Source organism: Aurantibacillus circumpalustris (assembly GCF_029625215.1).
GTDB classification, from domain to species: domain Bacteria; phylum Bacteroidota; class Bacteroidia; order B-17B0; family Aurantibacillaceae; genus Aurantibacillus; species Aurantibacillus circumpalustris.
This window is the reverse complement of the sequence record NZ_CP121197.1, coordinates 2,329,333-2,355,433: the sequence shown is the minus strand read 5'-3', so window position 1 is coordinate 2,355,433 and position 26,101 is coordinate 2,329,333. Positions and strand designations below refer to the sequence as shown.

Here is a 26,101-nt window from a genome sequence, read left to right as displayed (position 1 = left end):
AATTTTAAATTCTATTTTTGAATGAATTACATGTTCGCCATCATCGACATAGAAACCTGCGGGGGAAAATTTGAATTCAGAAAAGGCAGGATTACTGAGATTTGTATTTTAAAACACGATGGCCTAAGCGTTATTGAACGATTTACCACACTCATAAATCCAGAATGCAACATTAGCAGCTATTTTACAGGCCTTACAGGCATCACAAACGACATGGTAGCAGACGCACCTCGCTTTCATGAGATTGCTCCTAAAATTTTGGAAATGACGGAAGGCTGCATTTTTGTGGCGCATAATGTCGGTTTTGATTACGGTTTTATAAAAGAAGAATTTAATTCTTTAGGTTATAAATACAAAAGGGAGACTTTATGTACTGTTCGTTTAAGCAGAAAACTGATGCCTGGAAGGATCTCATACAGTCTTGGTCATTTATGTGCTTCTTTAGGAATTGAAATATTTGGCAGACACCGTGCTCAAGGCGATGCAGAAGCTACGGCTATTTTATTCGATTTGCTTATTCAGTTAAAAGGTCAACACCCACAATACAAAAATATGGGTGTGGAAGAAATAATGGTTCGGCGTATCGATAAAATCAAACAGTATATTTTGAATAAGCTTCCAGAAGAATGCGGCGTGTATTACTTTTTTAATAAAACGGGTGAAATCATTTATGTTGGAAAAAGCACCAACATATACTCTCGAGCACAATCTCATTTTAATACAGACACGCAAAAGGGTAAAAAAATGCTTAATGATTTATACAATGTAGATTATGTTGCTACTGGAAGCGAGTTAATTGCTTTGTTGTTGGAATCTGAAGAAATAAAAAAACACAAACCAAGGTATAACCGGATGCGTAAATCGGAAGAGTTTACGCACTGCATTGATTATTTTACTGATAAAAAAGGAATACTCAATTTTAAAATAGTGCCTTTTGAGGAAAGTGAGAGTCCGCTTCTTACGTTTACCAGTTATGGAAGTGCTCGCGATCGTTTGGAAATTTTACTTGATAAATATGAACTCTGCCTCAAGCACTGTGGCTTAACTTCTGAAGAGTCGATTTGTTTTAACCATCAAATAAAAAAGTGTAAGGGCATTTGCGCTGATTTTGAGGAGGTTGAAATTTACAATACACGTGCTCAAATCCTTCTCGATGAGTATCTTTTTAAATTGAAAAATTTTGTCATTCTCGATAAAGGAAGAACTGCGACAGAACATTCGGTAGTTTTAGTTGAAAACGCGCATTACAAAGGTTATGGGTATTACGATAGCTTCGAACAAATTTCCAATCCGGAAGAATTTAAAGGATTTATAAAAAATGTCAGGTATTATCCTGATGCGGATGACTTGATAAGACAGTTTCTAAATAAGGGTAAAAAAGCAATCATTAACCTTGAAACACCTATGAATAATGAATCATACGAATTTGACTAACATTGCATAACATTTACTGTCTGTGATTTTTTTCAGAAAGAATTAAAAAAATCATAAAATTTATTTTTTTTCAAAAAAAACTCGAAAAATATTTGGATTTAGAATAAAGAATATTTAATTTTACATCATAAGTTTTCCTTTTTTTTGGGTAAAAGGAAGATTGAAGCCCCGATTAGCTACCCGCTTTCGGGGCTTCCCTTTTGGTGTAAGTTCTGATTTAAAATCTCATTCCTTTTTTATTGCTTCAACCCTAACTCATGCCTCATTCTGGATTATTCAGATTCTTTTTAATTAAATTTTTTTATTTGCTTTTAGAAATATTTTTAGTTAACTTTATGTTAGGAATTTTCATAATTCTCGTTTTTTTTGGGTAAAAGAACAAAACACCTCGGTATTCATATCGAGGTGTTTTTTTATGCTCGGACTAATTTTAAATCCTGCAAACCTACAAATACAGAGAGCTTTGCTTATCAGACTATATTTTGGAAGTTTTCTGCTCAAAATAAAACGAATAGAAATTCTTGCAAAAAAGGACCGCGATTAAAAACCGTGAGCGAAACATTTTGCAACCTCGAAAAAAAATGCAATTTTGTTGTAAATAACCAACATTATTCGTAATTTTAGGGTATAATGTCAGAAATAACCAACATATATAGCCATTCACAAAGCGATAGTGCCATTCTTAAAACACTTAGTGCCTATATTAAACACCATCGCCTAGAACAAAACAAATCGCAAAGTCAATTAGCCCTTGAAGCCGGTATTAACCGTTCTACACTTATTGAATTCGAAAAAGGGAAACACGCCAACCTCATCACCTTTATTCAACTTTTGCGTGCTTTAAATTTATTATCCGTCTTAAATTCTTTTCAAATTAATCAACAAATTAGTCCTCTTATACTCGCAGAAGCAGAGATGGCAAAACGCAAACGTGCTTCTAAAACAAAACCGCAGCCTAAAAAACCTAAATCTAACTGGTAATGATTACTTCAGCCTTTGTAACACTCTGGGATAAACGCATTGGAGCAATTGCCTGGAACACTGAAACTGAGCTAGGATCCTTTGAATACGATCCTAATTTTTTATCGTCGGGATTAAATCCTGCGCCAATTAAAATGTATACAACAAATGCCCTTAAAAAAATATTTATTTTTCCAGAGCTAAAGAATCTAAATACCTTTAAAGGCTTGCCTGGTCTTTTAGCAGATACTTTGCCCGACAAATACGGAAACGCACTTATTAATGCCTGGCTAACGCGGGAAGGAAGAGCTTCAAACAGTTTAAACCCAGTTGAGATGCTTTGTTTTATTGGCACACGAGGCATGGGCGCTTTAGAATTTGAGCCAGTGATACCAAAATCAAATAATACCGTTTCCAAAATAGAGATTAGCAATTTAATTGAAGTTGCTGAAGCTATTCTTTCTGACAAAAAAGACTTTAACAAAAAATTAAAACCCGAAGAAGAAAAAGCACTTTTGGATGTTTTAAAAATTGGGACGTCGGCAGGTGGTGCAAGGGCTAAAGCACTAATTGCATACAACACTGCAACCGGTGAAGTCAGAAGTGGACAAGCAAACGCGCCAAAAGGATTTTCACATTGGATCATAAAATTTGACGGCGTAAACGATACTCAATTTGGTGCCTCAAGCGGTTACGGTCGTGTAGAAATGGCCTACTACCTTATGGCAATTGATGCTGGTATTGAAATGACTGAATGCCGTTTGTTTGAAGAAAATGGTCGGGCACATTTTATGACGCGACGATTTGATAGAGCAAATGAAAATAATAAAATTCATTTACAAAGTTTTTGCGCTCTACAGCATTATGATTTTAATGATGTAAACCTTTATAGCTACGAACAGCTTTTCGAAACCATGCGAAGTTTGGCTCTGCCCTACCCTCAGGCTGAACAACTTTATCGCCGAATGGCATTTAATGTGATGTCGCGCAATTGCGACGACCATACTAAAAACTTTGCATTTTTAATGCAACAAGATGGAAGCTGGAGTATGTCTCCGGCATTTGATATCTGTCATGCATACCGACCAAACAGCACCTGGGTCAGTCAGCATTCGCTTAGCATTAATGGCAAACGTAAAAATATTACGCGACAGGATTTATTAGAAGTAGCACAACAAATGAACATAAAAAAAGCCGAGAAGATTCTAGACCAAATTGCTGCCATTATAAAAAACTGGGGTCACTATTCACAGGAAGTAAACGTTGATCCTATTCTTCAAAAAGCAATTAAAAAAACGTTATTGGTACTATAACTTAAAACTTATAATAAACACGCAGAGCAATTGCGTGTTGAAATTTATGTTTTGGACTTACACCAATATTTATTTTTTCGAAAGATGGTGTGTACAGCAATTGTACATTAAATTTATCACTTGCGTCTAAGTTTATTCCAGCACCAGCAAAAGCTCCCACAGCAAATCCAACAGGACGTGTTGGTAGCGTTGAAGGATAGAGTGTTTGATTTACATAATAAGTAAGATCGATTGTGAGAGTATTAATATAAATGGTATTCTTATCAAACTTTGTGAGTGTTCCTACAAGTCCACCTTCCACTAAAAAATTAAATTTTTCATCTTCGCCAAACAATTGCTGAAAGCCCAATTGAAATTGCAAACGTTGTTCTCCACCCCGAATGACAAAGGTTTGGATATTCTTATTTAATGCAGGATTTGTATTACCAGGTTTATCGGTAGAAATTGTAAAATTGCCTTCAACACTCAGTTTTGTGCCATTTACATTTACCAGAACAGAACTTCTTTTGGCGATTGGAATTTTAAAATTAACACCCACTAAAATGGCCGGAGTGTAATGCATATTATAGGGCATATCGCTTTCATTAAATTCCCATCTACCCGGATCAACACCTACCGCAGCAGCAATATAATCCTGTTGTCCGTAACCCCCACCGTATTCATTTTTAATTTTTTGATACATAAAACTATTTCTAAAAGAATTACGATCACCATAAATATCAAATCCATAACCGCTATAGGTGCTTGCTGAATATTTATTTGCAAAATAAGACCCTACGTATAATCCTGTAAGAAATTTGCTTTTATGATGTGGCTTTTCTACTTCAAAATCTGAAAGATCCTCATTTTGTTGCGAAAAAAGAGGCTTAAACCAAATCAACGAAAGCAATAAAAAAACATTTCTCAAGAATATAGATTTGTTCATACGCGGGACGACTAGCTTATTTGTGCGTTCTAAATTTAAATAAATTAATTTCTTTTTAAATGCTACTTAATAAAAAAACAGCTTAGTGCCAGTTAAATCAAGTTAAGTGCTGTAAACGAAAAAAGCCTAAGTAAATAAGCGAACTTATTTGCTCAGGCTTTTATGAGAGCTTACGGGCCCAAATTATTTTTTGTTCTTTGAACGTAGACCGAAGTTAAATACAATTAATTTAATATTAAAATAATTAACATTTACTTTTATCCACCGCGAATAGTTGTTAACTATTTCAACAATTCACTTAGCTCAAGATCTTTTACGTATTCAAATAAAATCTGATTATTCTCTTGCACTTCAACTCCCACAATTTCATTGTATATTCTATTAAAAAAAACTTCGACTAAAAAATTTTCCATTAAAAACAAACTGATATCATTATCGTAATAAACCTTTTGAGAAATAAACTCGCCTTCAGCCCACAACTCTTCCATACGTTGCGGAATAGTTAGTTTTATGAAGTCATCTTTTATCATTTGTAAGGAAACAGTTGCATTTACTGATTCTCAAAGATATCACAGTTAATAGTAGAACTTTGCTACAAATTATAGTATAATGCTAATTTTATTTTTATCGACTGATTTGTCAAAATTAATTAAGTAGAATCTTCAAAACGAAAAGTGAAAATTGAAATTTAGCTCTCTCTAGATATCAATAAAACTAGTTGCTACAGAACATGCAATTTATCCAGTCAAATTTAAACACACAACTTGAAAATTTTTATACACTTTTAACTTTGGCTCTGCCAGAGTTATACATTGTACATTGTAGCTTTAAGTGATGTAATTGATAATGCGATTGATGTGGTGCATTCGTATTTGGGAAAAGAGCGGAAGGTTAGGGAAATCTGGAAAGAACATGAGCTTATTTAAAAGGGTTCTTGTTTTTTTTATTATCTTCGATATACAACCCATAACCGTTAATCATGAAAAAGCTATTTACTTTAATAGTCCTTCTTATTTCAATTTCTGGTTTTTCCCAGCCACTCGTCTTAAACAAAGCACTTTCATTTGGTGGGCCATACACTGATCAGGGTTGGCCTATTGTAACCGACCAATGTGGAAATTTGTACACAGCAGGAACTTTTTCAGGAACAGTGGATTTTGATCCCGGACCCTCTGTATATACTCTTACTGCGGCGGGACAAGATCTTTATGTTTTGAAATTTGATCCTGCAGGAAATTTTCTTTGGGCGGTACAATTGAACCTGGAATTAAGTGGTGGTGGTCAAATGACTTCGCTTTGTCTTGATCCTCAACAAAATATTTGGATGGCAGGAATAATAACTGGAACAGCTGATCTTGATCCGGGTAGCGGGCAGTATACGGTCGGAACCAGCGGGATAACACAAACCATATACAATAAACTAGATCCCTCAGGAAATTTCATTTCCGGTTTTTTATATACTACAGGCCTATATGTTAGTAACCCCATTATAAAATACGATGCCGCGGGAAATTTTATTGTCTGCGGGGGTTTTACTGGCACTGTTGATTTTGATCCGGGTGCTGGGAATTTTCCACTGACTTCGAATGGTGGAACCGATGTTTTTGTGTGTAAATTTTCAAATAATGGGCTTTTATTGTGGGCATTACGTTACGGTGGCTCTTTAACGGATGTTGTTGCAGATATAGAATTTGATAGCGCAAATAATATTGTATTAACTGGTAATTTTAACTCTACTGTTGATTTTGATCCCGGACCCGGGAATTTTTCGCTTACTGCTATTTCCTCTGGCTTCGGTGACCCTGGTGACGCTTACGTATTAAAACTAACTCCTTCGGGCAATTTTCTTTGGGCGGTATCTTATGGCAATCCCTCACCAAATGCTTCTTTTGCTAATAACGTTGCTTTAGATACGCTCAACAATGTTTATGTAGGAAGCGTCTTTTCAGGTACATTAGATGTTGATCCAGGTGTTGGCACATATACACTCAATTCGTTGGGGATGCGAGACGATTATTTTATTAAACTGGATGCCGGAGGTAATTTTTTATGGGGCAAACAGGTGGGTGGAGCAGATGGCGATGGTGTATCTGGAATTTGCATCGATAAAAACAACAAGTTATTTGCCATGGGGTTGTTTCGTTTAAGCGTCGATTTTGATCCCGGACCAGCCACTTATAGCCTCACATCAGTTGGTGGTGCAGACATTTTTTTACTAGAGTTGGATGATGCTGGTAATTTTATAAATGCTAAACAATTTGCTGGTTCTTCAGATGAATTTGCGCGTGATCTTTGGCTAGATAATTCCGGGTCTCTTTATTTTACAGGCGGTTTTTCAGTAACAGCCGATTTTGATCCCGGGCCATCGGTTTATAATCTCACGTCTAACGGTGCTTACGATGTATTTGTTTGTAAACTCTCTACTTGTCTTGATGTTCCCTATGGCAATACTTGTGAGCAAAACAAAAACATTTGTAGTGGTCAGAATACGAGCATTACAGCCATGAGTACTTCGGCTATTACCTGGTATGCGTCTAACACAGCAAGCAGTTCCATTGGTTCAGGCCCTGTGCTGGTTACACCCACCTTAAGTGCTGGCACCTATACGTATTATGCGGCGGCGGCAACTTGCACAGCAGATGGTACGCGAGCAGGTTTTGTGCTTACTGTTAATGCTAACCCTTCACTTGTTGTTACCGCACAACCAGCAACGGTTTGTCCGGGTCAATCTGCCACCCTTACTGTTTCCGGCGCTTCCACTTATAGTTGGAGTACCACACAACTTACACCTACTATTTCAGTTTCAATAAACGCCAGCAGTGTTTTTTCAGTTGCTGGTACGAATACTTTAACAGGCTGCAACAATTCAAAAACCGTTAGTGTTATTTATTCTAATTGTACTGGTATTAATGAAAATTCAAATTCAAACTTTCGTATTTATCCTAATCCTCTTAATGAAAATCTTCATTTAGAATTGCAACAAGCTGCGGTGATAAAGCTTTACGATCAATTAGGAAGACTTATTCTTTCGCAAGATTTTCAAAAAGGCAATAGCATACTTTCCGTAAGCCATCTTAAAGAAGGAATTTATTTTATTCAACTAAATTTTGGCGAAGCAGTTTTCACGCAGAAGACTATTAAAATGGATTAAAGGTGAGTGGTTAATGAGCTTTGAGAGAATGGTAAGGGTTTAGTAATCCTCAAAACCTGTGTTTTTTACACTGCTAATTATTTTATATCTTCGTATACTGTCAAACAAATTAGATGCTAGAGAGCTTTGAAATTAACTTGCCTTCGGGTGACGTTGCCTTGTTTTCGATATGGAAATCAGCATTTAAAAAAGAGACGTGTTACTTTGCTAAAATGATTGAATTAAAAAAAATGGGTCCGAAAAACACTTATGGCAGAATTGTAAGATCAGGACACAAAACAATTTATTATACAAATCCAATAAAACTAAAATCTGATCTTATTTCGTTTTACAGTGCATAGTAACTGTGAGGTAAAGCTCTGAAAACCTTAATGAAGCACAAAGTTATACTTCTTCTTTCTTTTTTTATTTTAGCCAGGCCCGCCCTGCATTCTCAAACTTCTTGTGTTACAAAAAACAATGCGTTTGCTTCAGGTGAAGAATTACACTATAAAGTTATTTATAATTGGGGCTTGATTTGGCTTGAATCTGCCTACGCGTCCTTTAAGGTTAGTTCTTCTAAAATAAATGATAAACACGTTTATTCTTTTACGGGAAGCGGCAGTACCTACCCAAAATATGATTGGTTTTATAAAGTCAGAGATGTGTTTGAAGCGCAGGTTGATTCAGAATCTTTTCGTCCAATAAAATTTCATGCAGATATTTCGGAAGGTTCAAAAAAAGACAAGCATACTTACATTTTTGATAATGCCCATAAGAAGGCTTATACCTTTATTAATCACGGCAAAAAACCAGTTAAAATAGATACCGTTAAAACAAATGCTTGTACTATAGATGTGCTAACAGCTATTTATTATGCAAGAAATATTGATTACTCGCATTGTAAAGCAAATGACACAATTAGTATTTCACTTTTATTAGACGGAGTTGTTTACGCTATTTATGTGAGGTACTTGGGTAAAGAACAATTCACCTCTAAAGAACTAGGTGTATACAATTGCATTAAATTTAGTCCGCTGTTGGTAGAAGGTTCGATTTTTAAAAAAGGAGAAGGCATGACCGTGTGGGTAAGCAACGATAAAAACAAAATTCCCATTTATATTGAAACCCCCATTACTGTTGGTACAATTAAAGTAAAACTCATGAGTTATAAGGGCTTAAGAAATGCTGAAGACGCAAAAATACAGGAGCCCGTTTTACCTGATCTTAAAAAGAAGTGAAGCTTCTAATCCAAACCCATAACTTTTTTGTTTAATGGCATACTCATCATTAAACATTGAACTAGGGGAGTAGAAAAAATTAGGACAAAGTTGTACCTGAATTTTTTTAGTGAGATCTTCAATAACACCGGCCTTCAGGTTTATGGTATATTGCCAGTTATTGATTGAAGAATTAAAACCGTTGGTATAATAAAATTGAGAAGGCGAATCGATGATAATCATTGACGATGATTTACGAAAAGCGAGGTGTTGCAAATGAAAACCCGTTCCCAATTTTATTTTAAGTATGGATTTGTAGTCAAAAATTTTACTGGCCTCTAAAGAAAAATCTAAATAGTTGTATTTATTTAAATAGGTCTCACCTGTCTTTACGGCGGCAGCAGAGTATAAATTAAAAGAATCAAACTGCTTCGGTCCTGAAACAGTTGGCACAGGACCAGTAGGAAGAAGTGGTTCAATTTTTTCTTCTTGATTATATCTTTGAAGTCCGAAACCTAGCAGTATTTCCCATTTATCTTTAATAAGAACACCAGCTTTTAAACCCCAAGCATAATTAAACTTAAAAGAATTTTGTTTCTTTTTATTATTAAGATAAGCTTCTGAGTATAACTCTCCAATCGCACTGTTCTTATTCGTTTGAAAATGATAAGTTCCTAATTGCGGATTAAATGCCAGCCCAATCAATATTTTCAAGTGTTTCTTTTTCTTTAGAGTGTCGTTATTGGTTACTACAAAATTATCTTCTACTAGTTTATCTTGAATAATTAATGGGCGCTCAATTGCAGGCAAATAAGCACTCATGGCTTGTAGCTTATCTGCTTCAACAAAAGTCTTTTCATCTAAAATAACCTGAGACAAATTCTCTTGAGAAGTTTCTTTTGCTACCTCATGAATTAGTTTATTATTTACTTCAGATGCAGACACTACCTCTTGATCTTTTTGACTTATAGAAGAAGATTTTTCAGATGAAGTGTTTTTGTTTTCTAATAATACTGATTGTGTAGGAGCTTTTGCTATCTTCTTATTGGAAATAGTTGGCGTTGGTTTAAGATTTGATTCTGGCTTATTTTTAATAAGGGATTTAGCGTTTAGGTTTTTTGAAAGTGGTCCGTTTTTAATTTCATTGTCTGTATTTTTTTGAGTTAGCAAAGATGTTTTAGAAATATCAAAATCATTCAAGAAAAAAAGCGTGCCAAGTGTAAAAAGAAGCGCTCCTGGATAAAAGAAAATTAAAAATATTCGTCTGCGTTTTTTTTCTAACTTCTCAATAATTGCATCAAAAGAATTTAATTTGGGCTGTACCAAAAATTCATTCATTGAATCTTTAAGATGTTTATGTATATGTTCGTTATCTTCCATTAAAAATTATTTATGCGTTTTTCTTAGTACTGACTAAAGTTTTTTCCTTTAGCATTTTCATCAAGCTTTGTCTTGCTCTTGCTAGTTGCGATCTACTTGTACTTTCAGTAATACCGAGCTTTTCGGCTATTTCTTTGTGAGAAAATTCTTCTATCAAAGCCAAATTAATAATTGTTCGGTATCCTTCTGGTAGGGATTTCATGCAAGACAATATTTCAGGTATTTGCAATAAATCCTGTTCGTCTTGCTCTAGTTCAATTGTTTCAACAATTTCAAGATTGCGTTCGAAATAAATTCTTTTTTTATTCTTTAATGCTGTTAATGCGGTGTTTACTGTAATACGTTTGGCCCAACCTTCAAAGCTGCCTTCGTTTTTAAATGATTTTAAGTTTAAAAAAATCTTAACAAAAGAGTCTTGCATTACATCTTCAGCTTCATCCTTATCCTGCATATACCTTACAGTTAGGCCAAGCAAAGCTGGAGCTAAATGATTATATAGCTGAAATTGAGCTTGCCTGTCGTTTTTTTTACATTGCTCTAGTATGCGTTCAAAATTTATCAGATCTGTTTTTGTTAATTTTTTTCTTTAATCTAAGTTAGTTTAAAAAATAAAATGCGCGTTTTTTCACCAGTTAGTCCGCCTTGATTTCTAGTGAAAAGTAATATTGCTATTGCAATCATCACTTACAAGACAATAAAATATTGAAAACGCTGCTTTAGACGGAGTATTAATCTTAAAAGATTTTTCAAAAAGCCTAGTTTTAATGCAATCTGGGAACATTTCGGTCTAAAAGAGGTAAAAATTCCATTAACTTTTAAAACCCTATCTCCCAAAAAATTATTAATTTCAATGCCTAATCAAATTCGTATGTCATTTATAAACAATATTAGTGCCCGCCAGATATTGGATTCACGTGGAAATCCAACCATTGAAGTAGATGTAGTAACCGATAGCGGGGTTTTAGGCCGTGCCGCGGTGCCTTCGGGCGCGTCGACCGGTAAACATGAAGCGATGGAGTTGCGTGATAACGATAAAACCCATTACATGGGGAAAAGCGTTTATACTGCCATAAACAACGTCAACACCGTGTTAAGAGAAGCACTACGAGGTTCTTATATTTTTGATCAAGGGGAGATTGACGGTAAAATGTTGGAATTAGACGGAACGCCAAATAAATCAGGTTTAGGCGCAAATGCTATTTTGGGAGTTTCTCTAGCGGTTGCTAGAGCAGCAGCTGAGCAATCAGGTACGCCGCTTTATCGTTACGTGGGTGGTGTTAATTCAAGTATGTTACCCATTCCAATGATGAACATTTTAAACGGAGGTGCACACGCTGATAACGGAATTGACTTTCAGGAATTTATGGTAATGCCGGTAGGTGCGGAGTCTTTTAGTGAAGGTCTGCGTATGGGAACAGAAATTTTTCATCACTTAAAAGCTGTTTTAAAATCACAAAAATTGAGCACAAATGTAGGCGATGAAGGCGGTTTTGCGCCCAATCTTAAAAATAACGAAGATGCTATTAAGCTTGTTATACAGGCCATTGAAACGGCTGGTTACAAGCCAGGTGAAGATGTTTACATTGCGATGGATGCCGCTGCAAGCGAATTTTATAATGCAAAAGAAAAAGTATATCATTTTAAAAAATCAACCGGCGACAAATTAACATCGGATGAAATGGTTAGTTTTTGGGCTGATTGGTGCAAAAAATATCCTATTATTTCAATTGAAGATGGTTTTGATGAAGATGATTGGGATGGTTGGAAAAAAATTACCAGTAAAATTGGAAGCAAAGTTCAATTGGTAGGTGACGATCTTTTTGTTACCAATGTTAGTCGACTTGGAGAAGGAATTAACAAAGGAGTTGCCAATTCAATATTGGTTAAAGTAAATCAGATTGGAACACTGACGGAAACTATTAAAGCAGTTCAATTAGCTCAGACCAACAGTTACACCTCTGTAATGAGTCATAGAAGCGGTGAAACAGAAGACACTACAATTGCTGATTTATCGGTTGGATTACATTGTGGACAGATAAAAACTGGCGCCCCATCGCGCAGTGACAGGGTTGCAAAATATAATCAGTTATTGCGCATAGAAGAACAGTTAGGTAACTCGGCTCGTTATTTAGGAAAATCTTTTAAGTTTGCGAGATAACATAAAAATAACTTGAAAATGCTTTGTTTATAGAAGCTGAGATTGTAAATTTATAACCACAAAAGACATTATCTATGGATCCGTTGAAAGAAAAGTTTAAGGCAAAAGCAGAAGTTTTGTCTTCAGAGATTAAAGATATTATTAAAACCCACGGCGAATTAAAGCTTGGTGAAATTACTGTAGCTCAAGTATATCAAGGTATGCGCGGGATGCCGGGAATGGTAACTGAAACTTCACGTTTAGATCCTGAAGAAGGAATTCGTTTTAGGGGTTATACCATTCCTGAATTACGTAAACAATTACCAAAAGCTCCGGGAGGCACGGAACCATTGCCTGAAGGGATTTTTTACCTAATGCTTGTTGGAGAATTACCTTCGCAAGATGATGTAACCTTTATTACAAATGAGTGGCAAAAACGCAGTAATGTACCAAAGCATGTTTTTGATGTAATTGAAGCTATGCCTGTGGATACACATCCCATGACTCAATTTGTGTTGGGTATTATGGCGATGCAGCGTGAATCAGTATTTTCAAAAGCTTATGCAAAAGGTATGAGCAAAAAAGAATATTGGGATTACGCCTACGAAGACAGTATGAATTTAATAGCACGTTTACCGCGTGTTGCAGCATATATTTATCGTCGTAAATACAAGGGTGGTGCTCATATTGAACCAGATCATAAATTAGACTGGGCAGCAAACTTTGCTCACATGCTTGGCTACGAAGGTCTCGATATGAAACGTTTAATGCGTTTGTATTTAACCATTCACGTTGATCATGAAGGAGGGAATGTTTCTGCGCATACAACCCATTTGGTTGGATCTGCACTATCCGATCCTTATTTAGCTTTCGCAGCAGGAATGAACGGCCTTGCGGGACCATTGCATGGTTTAGCAAATCAGGAAGTATTAAGCTGGATAATGGAATTAAAAGAAACTTTAGGAGGAGGTTTGCCTACTAAAGATCAAATAGCTGAATACATCAAAAAAACACTAACAGAAGGGAAAGTTGTTCCAGGTTACGGCCACGCAGTGCTGCGCAAAACAGATCCTCGTTTCACCGCGCAACAAGATTTCTACAAAACACACATTAAACACGATGATATTTGTGAAATAGTTCAAATGGTTTATGAAGTAGCCCCTCCAATTTTAGAAAGCACAGGGAAAATTAAAAACCCTTGGCCAAATGTTGACGCGCACTCTGGAGCGCTTTTAGTTCACTACGGCATGCACGAATTTGATTTTTATACTGTTTTATTCGGTGTTAGTCGTGCATTAGGCGTTTTAGCTAGTTTAATTTGGGATAGAGCAACAGGGTCTCCTATTGAGCGTCCGGGTTCTTTAACAACTGATAATATTAAAGCAAAAATAAAAGCGGCGCAAGCTTCCGCTTCAAAAGCTTAACGCAATTTAGAAAACCAGAATTAAGAATTCTGGTTTTTTTATACAAATTTGGTTTATAATATAAACTAGTTTATATTTGTATTCAAATTATATTAAAATGGAAAATAAAAAAGTTCAAGAAATGAATCCGACTGAAAGTCTGCAAATCATTAGATCAATGATAGACACAGCAAAAAACAAACTAGCCGACGATGGTTTCTTCATTATATTTTGGGGATGGCTCGTCTTCATAGCTGCGTTAGTTAATTACATTGGCGTTTCATTTCATCAAAACGCATCCTACTATGTTTGGCCAGTTTTAATGCCTTTGGGAGGAGTTGTGTCAATAATCTATGGTCGTAAACAAGCAAAAAAAGAAAAAGTAAAAACATACATTGAAACGTATCTTGGTTATTCGTGGACAGCTTTCATTATTGCGATGGCAATTACTTTAATCTTTATACCTGTTCATGGAGTTAAGATTACTTACTTCTTTTTAATGTTGCTTTATGGCATGGCTACACTTATTTCTGGAGGTTTGCTTAATTTTAAACCCTTAATTATTGGCAGTATTTTTTCTTTTGCTTGTGCAATTGTTTCGATATTTGTTGGAGTGAATGAGCAATTTCTTTGTATTTGTGTAGCCTTATTATGTAGTTATATAATTCCAGGACATTTATTACGTTCGCAGTATAAATCTCAAGTTAATGTTTAAAGATCTTGATCCCTTATTACACTCACAACTCAGACTCGCTGTTATTTCAATTCTTGTGAGTGTAAAAAGTGCTGAGTTTACTTATTTGAAAGAACAAACAAAAGCAAGTGCGGGAAATTTAAGTGTGCAGTTGCAAAAACTAAAAGATGCGAATTACATTGAAATTGAAAAGGCATATAAAGATAATTACCCGCAGACCTTATGTAAAATAACTAAAGTGGGACTCAAAGCTTTTGAAGATTACGTCAAAAATTTAAAACAATACATTAACCATTAAAAACAAACAACATGGAAACAGAAAAAGACAGAGACCTCTGGAAAATCGCTAAAAAACGCGTAGGGTTTAAAAGACATCTTACAACCTATATTATAATTAATACCATGCTCTGGCTTTTTTGGTTATTTAATGAAGATAAGTCTGATTTTCCATGGCCGCTATGGCCAATGCTTGGATGGGGAGTAGGTTTAGCATTTAATTACCGTGAAGCATACATCTCTCCAAACAACAATTCTATTGAGAAAGAGTACGAAAAATTAAAAAAGAAATAAGTATTTAAACTATGTCCTATTTAATTTGTTTTACTTTTATAATTCACTAAATTTTAACTATGAAAAGAAAACTGATTACTACTTTAGGCGCTTTTAGCCTTGCACTTGCTTTTATTATTTCTTTCGCTGCTACTACACAAAAGAAAATTAGTTCTAAGGCAAGTATTTATGATTTTAAGCTAAAAACACTGGATGGACAAGAACTAAGTCTTTCAAAATTCAAAGGTAAAAAGATGTTGCTTGTAAATGTAGCCAGCGAATGCGGTTATACTCCCCAGTACAAAAATTTACAAGCTCTTCACGAAAAATACGGTAACAAAGTAGTTGTTATTGGATTTCCTGCAAATAACTTTGGTGGACAAGAACCAGGCAGTAGTTCAGAAATTAAATCCTTTTGCACTAAAAATTATGGCGTTACTTTTCAAATGATGGAAAAAATAAGTGTAAAAGGAAGCGACATGCATCCGCTTTACAAATATTTAAGTACTAAAGAAGAAAATGGAACTTGCAGTGATGCTCCTGGTTGGAATTTCTGTAAATATCTTATCGATGAGAATGGCAATGTTGTTAAGTTTTTTAGTAGCAAGGTTGATCCGTTGAGTGAAGAAATTACTTCTCTACTCAAATAAAATTATGACAATAACGAAGCAGCCTGGCACACACAGAGCCCGGCTGTTTCTGCTCTTAAACGGTTATTCCCTAAACTTAATCCCTCGAATTTATTTTTTTGAGATAATTCTACTTCTTCTAAAGTAAAATCACCTTCTGGTCCAATCAATATTAGCGTTGAAGTATCTTTAAAAGAAATTCGTTTAATGTCCTGTTTAGGTAATTCGTAACAGTGTGCGATTAGTTTCTGATCTGCAACAGATGTAGTTATAAGATCTTTAAAAGAACTGATTTCATTTATTTTTGGGAGATAAGCCTGTAGACTTTGTTTCACAGCACTTTCAACAATTTTCAAAACGCGTTCATGTTTAACAACCGTGCGTTCAGAATTTTTACTTGCAATAAAACTAATTTCATCGACCCCAATTTCAACAGCTTTTTCAAGCATCCATTCAATTCTATCCATTTGTTTTGTTGGAGCAATAGCAAGATGCAAATAGTAATTTCTTTTTGGCTGAGCCCTAGGCCCTTGAGTAATTTTTACGCGGCACTGTTTTTCTGATACGAGTTCCAACACGCCTTCAAAAAAATTGCCAACACCGTCAATTAAATGAACAGTATCACCGACTTTTTTTCTCAAGACTTTAGTACAATGCCAGCTTTCTTCCGCTGTCATCAGAGCTACCTTATCATCTACAGAAGCAATAAATACATTCATCTTAAATCTTATTTTCAGTAAAACTCATATAATCCTGAAGAATGATAATTGCACTTATCATATCCACTGTTTCTTTTGCTTGCCTATCCTTTTTTTTAAGTCCGCCTGAAAGCATTGTTTGATGCGCCATAGCACTTGTAAAGCGTTCATCGTAACGTTCAATTTTTTTATCCGGGAATTTTCTTTGCAAATGCACAACAAACGGGTCTATAAAACGTGCACTATCACTTTTATTATTTTGCAGTGTTTTAGGTTCTCCAATCACAATTACATCCACGGTTTCTTTCTTAAAATAATTTTCCAAAAATTGAATCAAATCTTTGCTATGTACTGTTGTTAAACCAGTAGCAATCAATCTCAGGCTATCAGTCACAGCAAGACCAACTCTTTTGCTTCCATAATCTATTGCCAAAATTCTTCCCATGAGATCTTAAAATTACACAATTATTCACATTCATATCTCCTAATGATTTTGTACTTTAGACATATGATTAAAAAAATTGGAGTTTTAACTTCGGGGGGAGACTCGCCAGGAATGAACGCATGTATTAGAGCCGTTGTTCGAACCGCATTATATCACAACATAGAAGTGATTGGTTTTTTAAGAGGTTACGAAGGCTTAATTGACAATACTTATCTCGAGTTAAAACCCGAATCCGTTTCTGGGATCATTCACAAAGGCGGGACAATCTTAAAAACTGCTCGTAGTGAAAGGTTCAGAACCGACAATGGTATTGAACAAGCAGCAAAAACTATTACTAAAAATAATCTAAACGGTCTTGTTGTTATAGGTGGAGATGGATCATTTAAAGGCGCCTCTGTTTTAAGCAAACATGTCGGCTTACCAATAATTGGATGTGCCGGAACCATTGACAACGATTTAGTAGGCACAGACTTCACAATTGGATACGACACTGCAATTAATACAGTAATTGAAGCTTTAGATAAAATTAGAGATACGGCAGAAAGTCATGATAGAATTTTTGTAGTGGAAGTAATGGGTCGTGATGCCGGACTTATTGCCTTGCGAAGTGCTATCGCGAGTGGAGCCGAAGCACTTTTAGTTCCAGAACTAAGACATGACATGGAAAACCTTGTATCAAAAATAAAAAACTGGCGTAGCACAAAAAGCAGCAAGATAATTGTTGTAGCAGAAGGTGATCAAAGTGGCGGAGCATTTAAAGTTGCAGAAATAATAAAAAAGCAGTGTCCAGAATTTGATTTGCGTGTCAGTGTTTTAGGTCATATTCAACGTGGGGGCAATCCAACTTGCATGGAGAGGGTTAATGCCAGTATTGTCGGATTTAACGCTGTAAAAGCGATTATGGTTGGGAGAAAAAATGAAATGGTCGGTATTATTGATAAAAAAGTACATTTCACATCTTTTGAAAAAGCAATAAAGCATCATAAGAAACTAAATCCTGATTTTGAGGAAATTATTGAAATATTGAGCAGTTAAAAATTATTTATTACATAAAAAAATCCCATTTCTTAAACTGAAATGGGATTTTAATTTTATGGTTTTTATACTTATTTCGTCACCACAATCTTCTGATAAATCTGAAGACCATCTTTTTGTCCACTCACAAAATAAATTCCTTTTGCAAGATCACTGATGTTCACTTCATAATTATTGTTAGCCGACAAATTAATCACTCTGATTAATTGACCAAGCTCATTCACCAAACTCAATTTTAAATCGGCATTCGTTTGAATAGTAAACTTGCCATCGTTAGGATTTGGATAAATGATTATTTCGTTATTTAAATTACTTAATTCATTTATTCCAGAGCAGTTTGATATTTTTACCTGAACCGTTGCGGTACTGCTACAACCGTTATCATCTGTTCCTGTTACTGTATAATTTGCAGTAGTGCCAGTTGGAGATACCGTAATGGTTGGTCCTGTCATGGTATTGTTCCAGGCGTAACTGGTAGCTCCGGCCGCTGTAATTCCAACAGATTCTTTTGTGCAAATAAGTGTTCTTGCAGGAACGGCAGTAATGGTAGGATTGTAATAAATACCCAAAGCAATGGTTTGTGTTGCAGGGCAAATTAAACCAACAGAATTGCTATTGGCAGTAAGGGTGAATACGGATGCTACCGTAAGCGGCATCTGTAAAGTTTGATTGGTAATTGGAGTACCACTACCTGTATGCCAGTTGTATGTACCCAAAACTCCGTTACCCGCGGTTAAATTAATTAGTCCACCAGAACAAGTGTTTGTGCTACCATTAATTGTAAGTGTAGGAACAAAAACGCCTACCGATACTGTCTGAGTATTTTTACAACCTGTGCTGGAATTTGTTCCTTCAACAGTGTACATTACAGCACTGGAAGTAAGTGCCGTTGGATTTACCACAGCTATGGGAGTTAAAACATTATTGGCATTGGCATCCCAACTAAATGTACTAGCTCCTGAAGCTGTTAAAGTTGCAGAGCTACCTGAGCATATTAATATTTTATTTGAACTTGCTGTTACAATAGGTTTAGGGTAAACTAAAACAACTTGATTAGCAGAAGAAGTGCAACCAAAAGAGTTACTACCCGAAACGTTGTAAGCAGTTGCAGTCGTAGGAGTGTGAACAATACTTGATCCTGTATAAGTAGCTCCACCGGTAAGAGTCCAATTATAATTAAGTCCGCCATTCGCGTTAAGTGTTACTGTTTCACCTTCACACAATGAAGGTGTACTTGCTGTAGCCGTAATTGTTGGATTCGGATTTGCATTTAAAAATACAGTAGTTGTATTAATACAAGTTCCATCAGAAGCAGCCACAGTATAAATTGAAGGAGCAACGGGACTTGTAATAGGACTGGCACCAGTAAAGGTATAAGATGGTGGTCCGGGAGATGTCCATGTATAAGTGAGGGCGCCACCAACTGCAAGTGTTGCAGGAGATAGTGCACAAACCACAGTTGGTGTTACAATAGCAAAAATGCTAGGTAATGGATTTGTTACAACCGTGATTATTTGCGTATTATAACAGGTAGAGTTTGCCTTTGTAATAGTATATGTTGTGTTTCCTACAACGGGTGTTACAATAAAATTAGCTGTGTTTACTGTTTGACTAGAGCTCGTCCAGGTATAATTGGCAGCACCTGTTGCAGAAAGCGTTGAAGAACCACCAATACAAACCAAAGCAGGATTTGCTGTTGGAGGATTGATAGGTGTTGGATAAACGGTTACCGGAATAGTGGCTCCTACCGTGCAACTTAAAGCGCTTGTTCCAACAAGAGTATACGTAACAGTTAGAGGCGGCGTAAATCCCACGCCGTTAGTAATCACAACCGAACCACCAAACCAGGCGTATGAAGTTGCCGTACCAAGACCTGTAAGTGTAAGCATGTTACCTGAACATAGAGTTGGGGTACTGGCAACCGCTGTAGCTGTTGGCAGAGGATGTAAAGAAATAGATGCAGCTGCAGAACTCGTTCCACAGGCGTTCGTTCCCACTACTGTATAGTTAGCCGAAGTATTTGGAACAAACGGCAATCCATTTGTTACTGATACACTTCCACCAGACCATGAGTAAGAATTTGCACCACTAGCAGTTAAAACTACCGTGGAATTAGGGCACGAGCCACTTGTGGCAGAAGCAGTATTGGCAAGCGAAAGCGATGGAATACCATTATTTACCTGCACGTTTAGTGATGCGGAAGAAACGCAGTTAGCAGAGCTTGTCGCTATTACCGAATACATTGTATTAATAGTTGGAGAAACAACAATAGACGGGGTATTAGCCCCATTGCTCCAAGTATAATTATTTACTGCATTTGTGGTAAGAGTGACGTTATTTCCAGAACAAATAATTGGTGATACTGTGCTATTTAAAGGGCTTGATGTCATATTGATAAAACAATTACTGGTTACTATTATATCATCCACATAAACCCCATCGTAAGTATTTCCAATACCATCTATAGAGTTAAAATTGAAACGGATAATGATGGTTTGGTTGCTGTACGCGTTCAACGTATATGTTACAGGTGTCCAAGCATTGTTATTAGTTAAACCAGCTGGACTTCCATTCGAAGACATAATGTCTGTAAAGGTTGTTCCACCATTGTTAGAAATTTGGAGCTTAAGTACATCGTAGGTGCAAGTGGAGCCAACACTTCCACACTCATTAACCAGTCGGTAATTAAACGTCAATACGGCTCCAGAAGGACCTATACTAATTGTAGGTGTGTTCAAGTCTCCACTTACAGTGCTGCTCCCGTTTCCAAATTGACAGCTGCTACCGTTAAATATTGCATGTCCCGTAGCGCTATGACCGGTACTTGAACTAAAACTACAAGAGTTCGCGAAAATCCATGCACCAGAAACAGAATTCGTTGCGTTACACTGTCCAAGACTGGTAGAAAAAGTTTCCGAGAATATGATTTGCGCCCTTATTGTAATACTAGAAAAACAAAACAGAAGAAAAGTAAATTTAATTGATTTCATAAATATTAATTTAAATTTTATTAAATAAAAAAATGTATTTGCAGTGGGATTCAAACACTAAAGATAAATAAAATATTTGAATAATGGGAAAGACCTTTTTACAAACCTCTCACATGACCAATAAATGAAGGAAAATATACCAGTTTTTATTTCTCACACTATCCACAGAAAAACATAAATTCTAATTTAACAAGGTACATTTACCATTTTGGACACGACACAATCTTGTTTCGAATTTGAAACTTTTTTGTAACTTTTACTAAAAATTGTTTAAAAACTGTTTGGAGTTTTTTGACTTTAAATGGTGCTTTCATCTTTTTTTTCGCCGCCCTTGATTTAGATTCGCTTGTAATTTTTAATCGACTAAAGCGATTTGATTTCATGTGTAAACACGCATACCCTGTTGCGACTATTTTTTTAAATTCCTTTTCTGCTGTTTTTTGGTATTTATGACAGGGGCAATCTGGATTACGAGCATCTGTAATTTTATAGATCTTTTTTGCTTCACTAGTTGATTGAGCATCCATAACACGGCTCGTTCCGCATAAAATAAAACAACACAAATAAAAAAAAGATGCTGCAGAAAACCTGCGGCATCCTTTAATTTCAAATAATTTAAACAAACCCATGAATTAAAGATTTATTTTACATTGCACTTTTCCTTATGCTAACTTTATCTATGGCGCTCCAGGTTTTAAACTCGTTTGTGTAATACAAGTACGCTGAAGAAGCTGGTGCATCGTATTCACCGGGTATTTCGGCCTTAAGATCTAAATTAATTACTTTAACTGAGTTTGGTCCCATACCTCGGTAATAAACAGTAATATTATTTCCTTTAATTTCATAATAATCAAACACGTTTTTTTCTTGCAGCTCTTTCAATTGCCATGCTTGCGCTGTAAACCCTGCAGGAATTCCTATAATTGCCATAGTACTTGGAACTTCTTTATCTAACTTGTTTGTAATGGTAGTTGATAACCTAACTGTTTCACCAACCAGTGAGGTTTTAGAAGACAATTTTGTTTTTAAATCAATACTACATTCTTTGTCGCTATTCGGTAAAAAAGTGTTCCAGTCAATTGCAACGGAATATGGCAAAGGCGTTTTTACATTCACATATTTTATTTTAAGTGTATGTGCACCTTCAGTTTTAATATATTGCTCCAATCCGTTAACCGTTATAGCACCTTTATCGCCGGCTTTGTAGTGCTGTTCTGAAACTTTTTTATTATCAATATAAATTACAATGGTTCCATCTTCGGTTGTTTTTTTACTGAACTTTGCAAATTCAGTCAAGGCCTTTAGAGAAAGAATTGTTCCTTGTGTTGAACTGAATACGCCAGAACCACTTCTAACACTTATAAGATACTGTACAGCATTATTTAAAGCTTGTATATCCTTTGTAGGAGCTTTTAAAATTGCCATTATAGACAAAGCAGTTGTTTCAATGATTAAGGAATTACCTTGTGAATAGGTTATTGAATGCGTAGTACCATTAAAACTTCCATTTTTTTCTTGCGTAGTTAGCAAAAGCTTTAAAGCTTCGTTTCCTTTGGATAGTTGATTCATTGAGTAAGCTGCGTTAGTCATCATTGCTAACATGTAAGGATCCTTTAAGGAGATTGCTTTTTCAAAAGAGCTTTCAAATTCTTTTTTAATATCAGTGTAACCTGCTTCAGCCAAGGCATAAACAATGTAAGCATTCAGAATATCATTGTTAATTCGCCCAAAATCATGTAAAGCGCGTTTCTCTCTTTCAAAACCTCCTTTACCATCGCGATGGTTTAATAACCAAAGTGCCGTTCTGTCTAACATTTTTTGATCAATCTCTTGTCCCGCTTTTTTCATGTCCATAAATTCCATTATACCATAGGCCGTAAGACCTTCGTGCGCGGGATTTGCACCAAACCATTCATAACCCTTATTGGATGTCTCAAAACTTGTCAGGCGTTTGTAACCTCTATCCAATAAATCTGTTGCACGCGCAAGTGTTTTTGAATCTTTACTATCTGTGTTCTTTAAATAATCCAATACCATTGCATTTGGATAAGCTGTACACGACGTTTGTTCAAAACAACCATAAGGTTCCTGCAAAATTCCTTCTACACCTTTCATTAAATCGGAAACCACATTTGGAAAAGCCGTGAAGGAAGCTTTTAAGGACCCGTTCACTACATTTTTAATTTCGAAAGTATATTCCTTCTCAACATCTTGAGATGAAAAAGAAATTTGAGCCGGAAATCCTTTCGCTGCGATTTTAATTTTTTGAGTAAAGGCATCACTCAAACCACAAGACTTAAATGAAATAGTAAATTGATCTTCACCAATTTTATCCAATACTTTGTAATCTAAATAAATGGTTTTTGATTTACCCGGCATAATCGTTTGTATAGTTTCAACTTTTCCGATTTCTTTTAATCCTACTGGTGCTAATACGGTAAGAGCTCCGCCTAAAGGTTTATCGGTGTTATTTTTAAGCGTAAGTGGAATGGAAAGTAAATCTTCGGTTGCCACTTCAACAGGAATTTTTGTACTCATTTGAAATGGCAGTTGTGTGAAAAATAATTTTTCAGCCCGTCCAATCATGCCATCATTAGAAATACCTTCAATGATTGTTTTGAAAGATGTAATATCATCAGAGTTATAAAATTCAATTGTTTTTCTTCCTGAATACCCAATTTCAATATTCGGATTCCAATAAATCGTATTTCTAAAATCGCTACGAACGTCCACGATTTGTTGCTTTTCATAGTTCGGTGCAGAAAATTCACGAGCGCGGTAGTATAGATTCTCGGCAACGACCTGCTTATTAAAAACTTCTTCTTCTTCCACGTCCCCTTTAAATCTTTCAGCTCTAATATCTGCTGCTACTATAGATCCAGCTGAAATAACCTTAATCTCTTTTTCTCTATTTACTTTCTTAGCTGTTTTATCATCATCAACTAAAGCAAAAGCATCTTTTTTTATTCCTGCTACCGACCCAGCTTTTTCATTTATCCTTTTTGCAAATTTCACATGAGGCGCTGCTTTAGCAATTTGAACTTCATTTAAATCTCCGGCTTCCATCATTACCATTCTGTCTTCATCAATTGCCGCACCTGCCATTGGTACGTTTTGCCTGTAATGTTTGCTATTGTAATTGTACATATACACAACAAGATTTTGGTTATAATCATTTATGTAGTGCGATTGATCTGAATATCCATTAGAATTAAAAACCAAAGTTGTGGGATTTGAAAGATCTAGTTTTGAAACACAAAATTTTCCATTTGCATCGGTAGTAAATTCAGTACCAGAATTATCCTTTATTTTAACTTCTGCTAATGGTTTTTGTGTATAAGCATCCAATACAGTACCTCCAATCAATGCCTTTTGGCCTAAATAATTAATGCGTGGCAATTCTTCTTCTATTAGCTTTTCCCAAGTAAAACGTCTCCAACCCGAAGTCATCATAACATAATCTAAAGCTTTTAAAGATTTGCTTTCTTTCTTAGTAAAATAAAAATCTGGCTCTTCGATTTTTTCTTTGAGATCTTGTTGTAATAATAATTGAGATAAAATATTTCCTGACTTATCATCCGCAAAAGAAAGTAACTGATCATTTACCACTGCCATTGATAAATTGGCAGGCATTGGCAAACCCCGCTCATCTTTTACAAATAAAGTCATTTTTACTTTTTCACGCGGAAGGTATTTTTCTTTGTCTGTTACTACAGAGATGTTTAATTGTTTATCACGGTTTACAAAAGCCAAACGTTCTGCACGTGCAATACCTTTCGAATCGAACAATGTAATTTGAGCGACACCAATTGGAAATTTCTCAGTAGAAAAACTTAATTTATTCGTTCCTGCAATGGAATTTACCACGGTTGAATAATACATTTTACCACGCACCTGCGCTACTAAAGCAAGTTCTTCCGATTCTGTTGTATTGATACTTACACCAATTTCTTCTTGGTTAGAATTGTCTACATTCATCACATATCCGCGCCCCAAAGCTTCAGGAAGCTTAAACGTTTCATTAATTCCTTCTGGTTTTGTAATCTTCACAAAATATTTTTCTCCATTTTGAGGTGTTAATTTAAAAGAACCCATTCCTTGATGAAAACTACTGAAAGAAGCTACTTTACTCCCTTTTTCAGTCACTACAATTCCCTCCACGTCAGCAGGTTTTCCAAATTCGTTTAAGGCACGAAAAGCAACATTTCCATCTAAACCATTTACCAAGTCTCCGCCTTCGGGAAACATCTTAAATTTGATTGTATTTAAAATAATTGGAATAGAACGCGAAATACTTTCTGTGCTTCCATTGTAATCAATCATTACATTCAATAAACCATCATTTGAGTTTAGTTTTTTTGGAAGTGAAAACTTAATGTACTTGATTCCTTCTTCATCAGTAAACTCAGTCTGTTCTATAATTTTTTCTCCATTGACACTTGCTACAAACTTCACATTATAATTTGTTAATGGTTTGTTTTCATTGCTGTTCAATTCCAATTTTGCAATGACTTGATCACCGGCACCAAAGGCTTTTTTCTCGAAATCCATTTTCATTTTTAAGTTTGGAAGTATTAAATCTTGTACCTGAATTTCTTTTATAAAACAATTGTTGTCTCCCATATTTTTCATCCAATTGGTGTAGGCTTTTATTTTATAAAGTCCACCTAAAGCCTCTGCATCCAATTTAAAATCGCCAACAACTCTACCATTATTAGCAATCAAATTTATTTTTTTCTCTACCGTTCCTTTAGGATTTAAAAGTTCGATATACACCATGTCGCTCTTCTCTGAAGCTTTTAGGCTTGTCCCTTCTCTTACCAAGCCAGAGATCCAAATATCATCACCTGGCTCATAAAAAGATTTATCTGTTTGAATGTAAACGCGGTCCTCAGGCATGTGTGCATTATAAGCAGTTAGTTTTTTTTGTAATGCTTTGATAAAATCATTTTCTAAAGCGGCCTGATAAAAGGTTTCCGGCACCAACCAAGATGCAACAAGTCCTGCGATTGCAACCAATGTAGCAAGTAGGGACATTTTTTTTGTTTTTGTCGTTTCCATAAGATGAGTTTTTAAGGTTCTTTCTATTGTGATGCTGCAGTTTTAAAAATTCCATAAATACTTTTTAACCTTTTTAAAACGGGTACCAAATTTTTGTA

At 35.5% G+C, this 26,101-nt stretch carries 21 protein-coding genes; 13 read left to right on the top strand and 8 right to left on the bottom strand.

From position 1 onward, the window contains the following. Positions 1-21 precede the first annotated feature (21 nt). The 3 genes from P2086_RS09830 to P2086_RS09820 all read left to right on the top strand — a co-directional run bounded on the left by P2086_RS09830 (position 22) and on the right by P2086_RS09820 (position 3,707). Positions 22-1,434: an exonuclease domain-containing protein gene (locus tag P2086_RS09830; RefSeq protein WP_317896564.1), complete on the top strand. Its 1,413-nt coding sequence runs from the start codon at positions 22-24 to the stop codon at positions 1,432-1,434. A gap of 630 nt (positions 1,435-2,064) precedes the next feature. Further along, positions 2,065-2,415, top strand: coding sequence for a helix-turn-helix transcriptional regulator (locus tag P2086_RS09825; protein ID WP_317896563.1), 351 nt, complete (start codon positions 2,065-2,067; stop codon positions 2,413-2,415). After that, the gene (locus tag P2086_RS09820) at positions 2,415-3,707 is read left to right on the top strand and encodes a type II toxin-antitoxin system HipA family toxin (RefSeq protein WP_317896562.1); all 1,293 of its coding nucleotides are present in this window, start codon (positions 2,415-2,417) and stop codon (positions 3,705-3,707) included. The genes P2086_RS09825 and P2086_RS09820 overlap by 1 nt, the downstream gene beginning before the upstream one ends. Before the next feature lies 1 nt (position 3,708). Here the strand turns inward: P2086_RS09820 and P2086_RS09815 are convergent, their stop codons facing one another. Together P2086_RS09815 and P2086_RS09810 are read right to left on the bottom strand one after the other, a co-directional pair. Further along, on the bottom strand, positions 3,709-4,632 hold the full coding sequence (locus P2086_RS09815; protein ID WP_317896561.1) for a hypothetical protein: 924 nt from the start codon (positions 4,630-4,632) through the stop codon (positions 3,709-3,711). 281 nt (positions 4,633-4,913) lie between these two features. Further along, positions 4,914-5,162: a hypothetical protein gene (locus P2086_RS09810; RefSeq protein ID WP_317896560.1), complete on the bottom strand. Its 249-nt coding sequence runs from the start codon at positions 5,160-5,162 to the stop codon at positions 4,914-4,916. A 449-nt stretch (positions 5,163-5,611) separates the two neighbouring features. On the opposite strand from P2086_RS09810, the gene P2086_RS09805 reads away from it, so the two are divergent. The 3 genes from P2086_RS09805 (at position 5,612) to P2086_RS09795 (ending at position 9,003) form a co-directional block, all read left to right on the top strand. Beyond that, complete coding sequence (locus P2086_RS09805; RefSeq protein ID WP_317896559.1) at positions 5,612-7,783, top strand: T9SS type A sorting domain-containing protein; 2,172 nt, start codon at positions 5,612-5,614, stop codon at positions 7,781-7,783. Positions 7,784-7,896: 113 nt separating this feature from the next. Then, the gene (locus P2086_RS09800) at positions 7,897-8,124 is read left to right on the top strand and encodes a hypothetical protein (protein WP_317896558.1); all 228 of its coding nucleotides are present in this window, start codon (positions 7,897-7,899) and stop codon (positions 8,122-8,124) included. A gap of 30 nt (positions 8,125-8,154) precedes the next feature. Continuing rightward, positions 8,155-9,003 (top strand): DUF3108 domain-containing protein, encoded by an 849-nt coding sequence (locus P2086_RS09795; RefSeq protein WP_317896557.1) that lies wholly within the window; start codon positions 8,155-8,157, stop codon positions 9,001-9,003. Here P2086_RS09795 and P2086_RS09790 read toward each other — a convergent pair. Then, positions 8,980-10,362, bottom strand: a complete 1,383-nt coding sequence (locus tag P2086_RS09790) for a hypothetical protein (RefSeq protein ID WP_317896556.1) — start codon at positions 10,360-10,362, stop codon at positions 8,980-8,982. The genes P2086_RS09795 and P2086_RS09790 overlap by 24 nt on opposite strands. Before the next feature lie 10 nt (positions 10,363-10,372). Then, the gene (locus P2086_RS09785; protein WP_317900258.1) at positions 10,373-10,906 is read right to left on the bottom strand and encodes an RNA polymerase sigma factor; all 534 of its coding nucleotides are present in this window, start codon (positions 10,904-10,906) and stop codon (positions 10,373-10,375) included. A 324-nt stretch (positions 10,907-11,230) separates the two neighbouring features. Between P2086_RS09785 and eno the strand changes: the two genes are divergently transcribed. The 6 genes from eno (at position 11,231) to P2086_RS09755 (ending at position 15,795) form a co-directional block, all read left to right on the top strand. After that, the gene (gene eno, locus P2086_RS09780; protein WP_317896555.1) at positions 11,231-12,520 is read left to right on the top strand and encodes a phosphopyruvate hydratase; all 1,290 of its coding nucleotides are present in this window, start codon (positions 11,231-11,233) and stop codon (positions 12,518-12,520) included. Positions 12,521-12,594: 74 nt separating this feature from the next. Next, complete coding sequence (locus tag P2086_RS09775) at positions 12,595-13,923, top strand: citrate (Si)-synthase, eukaryotic (RefSeq protein ID WP_317896554.1); 1,329 nt, start codon at positions 12,595-12,597, stop codon at positions 13,921-13,923. 97 nt (positions 13,924-14,020) lie between these two features. Next, positions 14,021-14,617 (top strand): hypothetical protein, encoded by a 597-nt coding sequence (locus P2086_RS09770; RefSeq protein ID WP_317896553.1) that lies wholly within the window; start codon positions 14,021-14,023, stop codon positions 14,615-14,617. Next, positions 14,610-14,894 (top strand): winged helix-turn-helix domain-containing protein, encoded by a 285-nt coding sequence (locus P2086_RS09765; protein ID WP_317896552.1) that lies wholly within the window; start codon positions 14,610-14,612, stop codon positions 14,892-14,894. The genes P2086_RS09770 and P2086_RS09765 overlap by 8 nt, the downstream gene beginning before the upstream one ends. An 11-nt stretch (positions 14,895-14,905) precedes the next feature. Continuing rightward, entirely contained in the window at positions 14,906-15,166 is a 261-nt protein-coding gene (locus tag P2086_RS09760) for a 2TM domain-containing protein (RefSeq protein ID WP_317896551.1), read from the top strand. Positions 15,167-15,225: 59 nt separating this feature from the next. Next, complete coding sequence (locus P2086_RS09755; protein WP_317896550.1) at positions 15,226-15,795, top strand: glutathione peroxidase; 570 nt, start codon at positions 15,226-15,228, stop codon at positions 15,793-15,795. Between the two features lie 2 nt (positions 15,796-15,797). Here the strand turns inward: P2086_RS09755 and P2086_RS09750 are convergent, their stop codons facing one another. Together P2086_RS09750 and ruvX are read right to left on the bottom strand one after the other, a co-directional pair. Further along, the gene (locus P2086_RS09750; protein ID WP_317896549.1) at positions 15,798-16,493 is read right to left on the bottom strand and encodes a 16S rRNA (uracil(1498)-N(3))-methyltransferase; all 696 of its coding nucleotides are present in this window, start codon (positions 16,491-16,493) and stop codon (positions 15,798-15,800) included. A 1-nt stretch (position 16,494) separates the two neighbouring features. After that, positions 16,495-16,917: a Holliday junction resolvase RuvX gene (ruvX, locus tag P2086_RS09745; protein WP_317896548.1), complete on the bottom strand. Its 423-nt coding sequence runs from the start codon at positions 16,915-16,917 to the stop codon at positions 16,495-16,497. A gap of 63 nt (positions 16,918-16,980) precedes the next feature. Here ruvX and pfkA point away from each other — a divergent pair, with 63 nt between their 5' ends. Then, on the top strand, positions 16,981-17,952 hold the full coding sequence (gene pfkA / locus P2086_RS09740) for a 6-phosphofructokinase (RefSeq protein WP_317896547.1): 972 nt from the start codon (positions 16,981-16,983) through the stop codon (positions 17,950-17,952). A 71-nt stretch (positions 17,953-18,023) separates the two neighbouring features. Here the strand turns inward: pfkA and P2086_RS09735 are convergent, their stop codons facing one another. Then, on the bottom strand, positions 18,024-20,942 hold the full coding sequence (locus tag P2086_RS09735) for a T9SS-dependent choice-of-anchor J family protein (RefSeq protein WP_317896546.1): 2,919 nt from the start codon (positions 20,940-20,942) through the stop codon (positions 18,024-18,026). Between the two features lie 645 nt (positions 20,943-21,587). Beyond that, entirely contained in the window at positions 21,588-26,003 is a 4,416-nt protein-coding gene (locus P2086_RS09730; RefSeq protein ID WP_317896545.1) for an MG2 domain-containing protein, read from the bottom strand. Positions 26,004-26,101: the final 98 nt, after the last annotated feature.

What these genes read in the sequence shown, in the direction of transcription:
- P2086_RS09830 (WP_317896564.1), top strand. Translation starts at nt 22, where the DNA reads ATGAATTACATGTTCGCCATCATCGACATAGAAACCTGCGGGGGAAAA.
- P2086_RS09825 (WP_317896563.1), top strand. Translation starts at nt 2,065, where the DNA reads ATGTCAGAAATAACCAACATATATAGCCATTCACAAAGCGATAGTGCC.
- P2086_RS09820 (WP_317896562.1), top strand. Translation starts at nt 2,415, where the DNA reads ATGATTACTTCAGCCTTTGTAACACTCTGGGATAAACGCATTGGAGCA.
- P2086_RS09815 (WP_317896561.1), bottom strand. Translation starts at nt 4,632, where the DNA reads ATGAACAAATCTATATTCTTGAGAAATGTTTTTTTATTGCTTTCGTTG.
- P2086_RS09810 (WP_317896560.1), bottom strand. Translation starts at nt 5,162, where the DNA reads ATGATAAAAGATGACTTCATAAAACTAACTATTCCGCAACGTATGGAA.
- P2086_RS09805 (WP_317896559.1), top strand. Translation starts at nt 5,612, where the DNA reads ATGAAAAAGCTATTTACTTTAATAGTCCTTCTTATTTCAATTTCTGGT.
- P2086_RS09800 (WP_317896558.1), top strand. Translation starts at nt 7,897, where the DNA reads ATGCTAGAGAGCTTTGAAATTAACTTGCCTTCGGGTGACGTTGCCTTG.
- P2086_RS09795 (WP_317896557.1), top strand. Translation starts at nt 8,155, where the DNA reads ATGAAGCACAAAGTTATACTTCTTCTTTCTTTTTTTATTTTAGCCAGG.
- P2086_RS09790 (WP_317896556.1), bottom strand. Translation starts at nt 10,362, where the DNA reads ATGGAAGATAACGAACATATACATAAACATCTTAAAGATTCAATGAAT.
- eno (WP_317896555.1), top strand. Translation starts at nt 11,231, where the DNA reads ATGTCATTTATAAACAATATTAGTGCCCGCCAGATATTGGATTCACGT.
- P2086_RS09775 (WP_317896554.1), top strand. Translation starts at nt 12,595, where the DNA reads ATGGATCCGTTGAAAGAAAAGTTTAAGGCAAAAGCAGAAGTTTTGTCT.
- P2086_RS09770 (WP_317896553.1), top strand. Translation starts at nt 14,021, where the DNA reads ATGGAAAATAAAAAAGTTCAAGAAATGAATCCGACTGAAAGTCTGCAA.
- P2086_RS09765 (WP_317896552.1), top strand. Translation starts at nt 14,610, where the DNA reads ATGTTTAAAGATCTTGATCCCTTATTACACTCACAACTCAGACTCGCT.
- P2086_RS09760 (WP_317896551.1), top strand. Translation starts at nt 14,906, where the DNA reads ATGGAAACAGAAAAAGACAGAGACCTCTGGAAAATCGCTAAAAAACGC.
- P2086_RS09755 (WP_317896550.1), top strand. Translation starts at nt 15,226, where the DNA reads ATGAAAAGAAAACTGATTACTACTTTAGGCGCTTTTAGCCTTGCACTT.
- P2086_RS09750 (WP_317896549.1), bottom strand. Translation starts at nt 16,493, where the DNA reads ATGAATGTATTTATTGCTTCTGTAGATGATAAGGTAGCTCTGATGACA.
- ruvX (WP_317896548.1), bottom strand. Translation starts at nt 16,917, where the DNA reads ATGGGAAGAATTTTGGCAATAGATTATGGAAGCAAAAGAGTTGGTCTT.
- pfkA (WP_317896547.1), top strand. Translation starts at nt 16,981, where the DNA reads ATGATTAAAAAAATTGGAGTTTTAACTTCGGGGGGAGACTCGCCAGGA.
- P2086_RS09735 (WP_317896546.1), bottom strand. Translation starts at nt 20,942, where the DNA reads ATGAAATCAATTAAATTTACTTTTCTTCTGTTTTGTTTTTCTAGTATT.
- P2086_RS09730 (WP_317896545.1), bottom strand. Translation starts at nt 26,003, where the DNA reads ATGGAAACGACAAAAACAAAAAAAATGTCCCTACTTGCTACATTGGTT.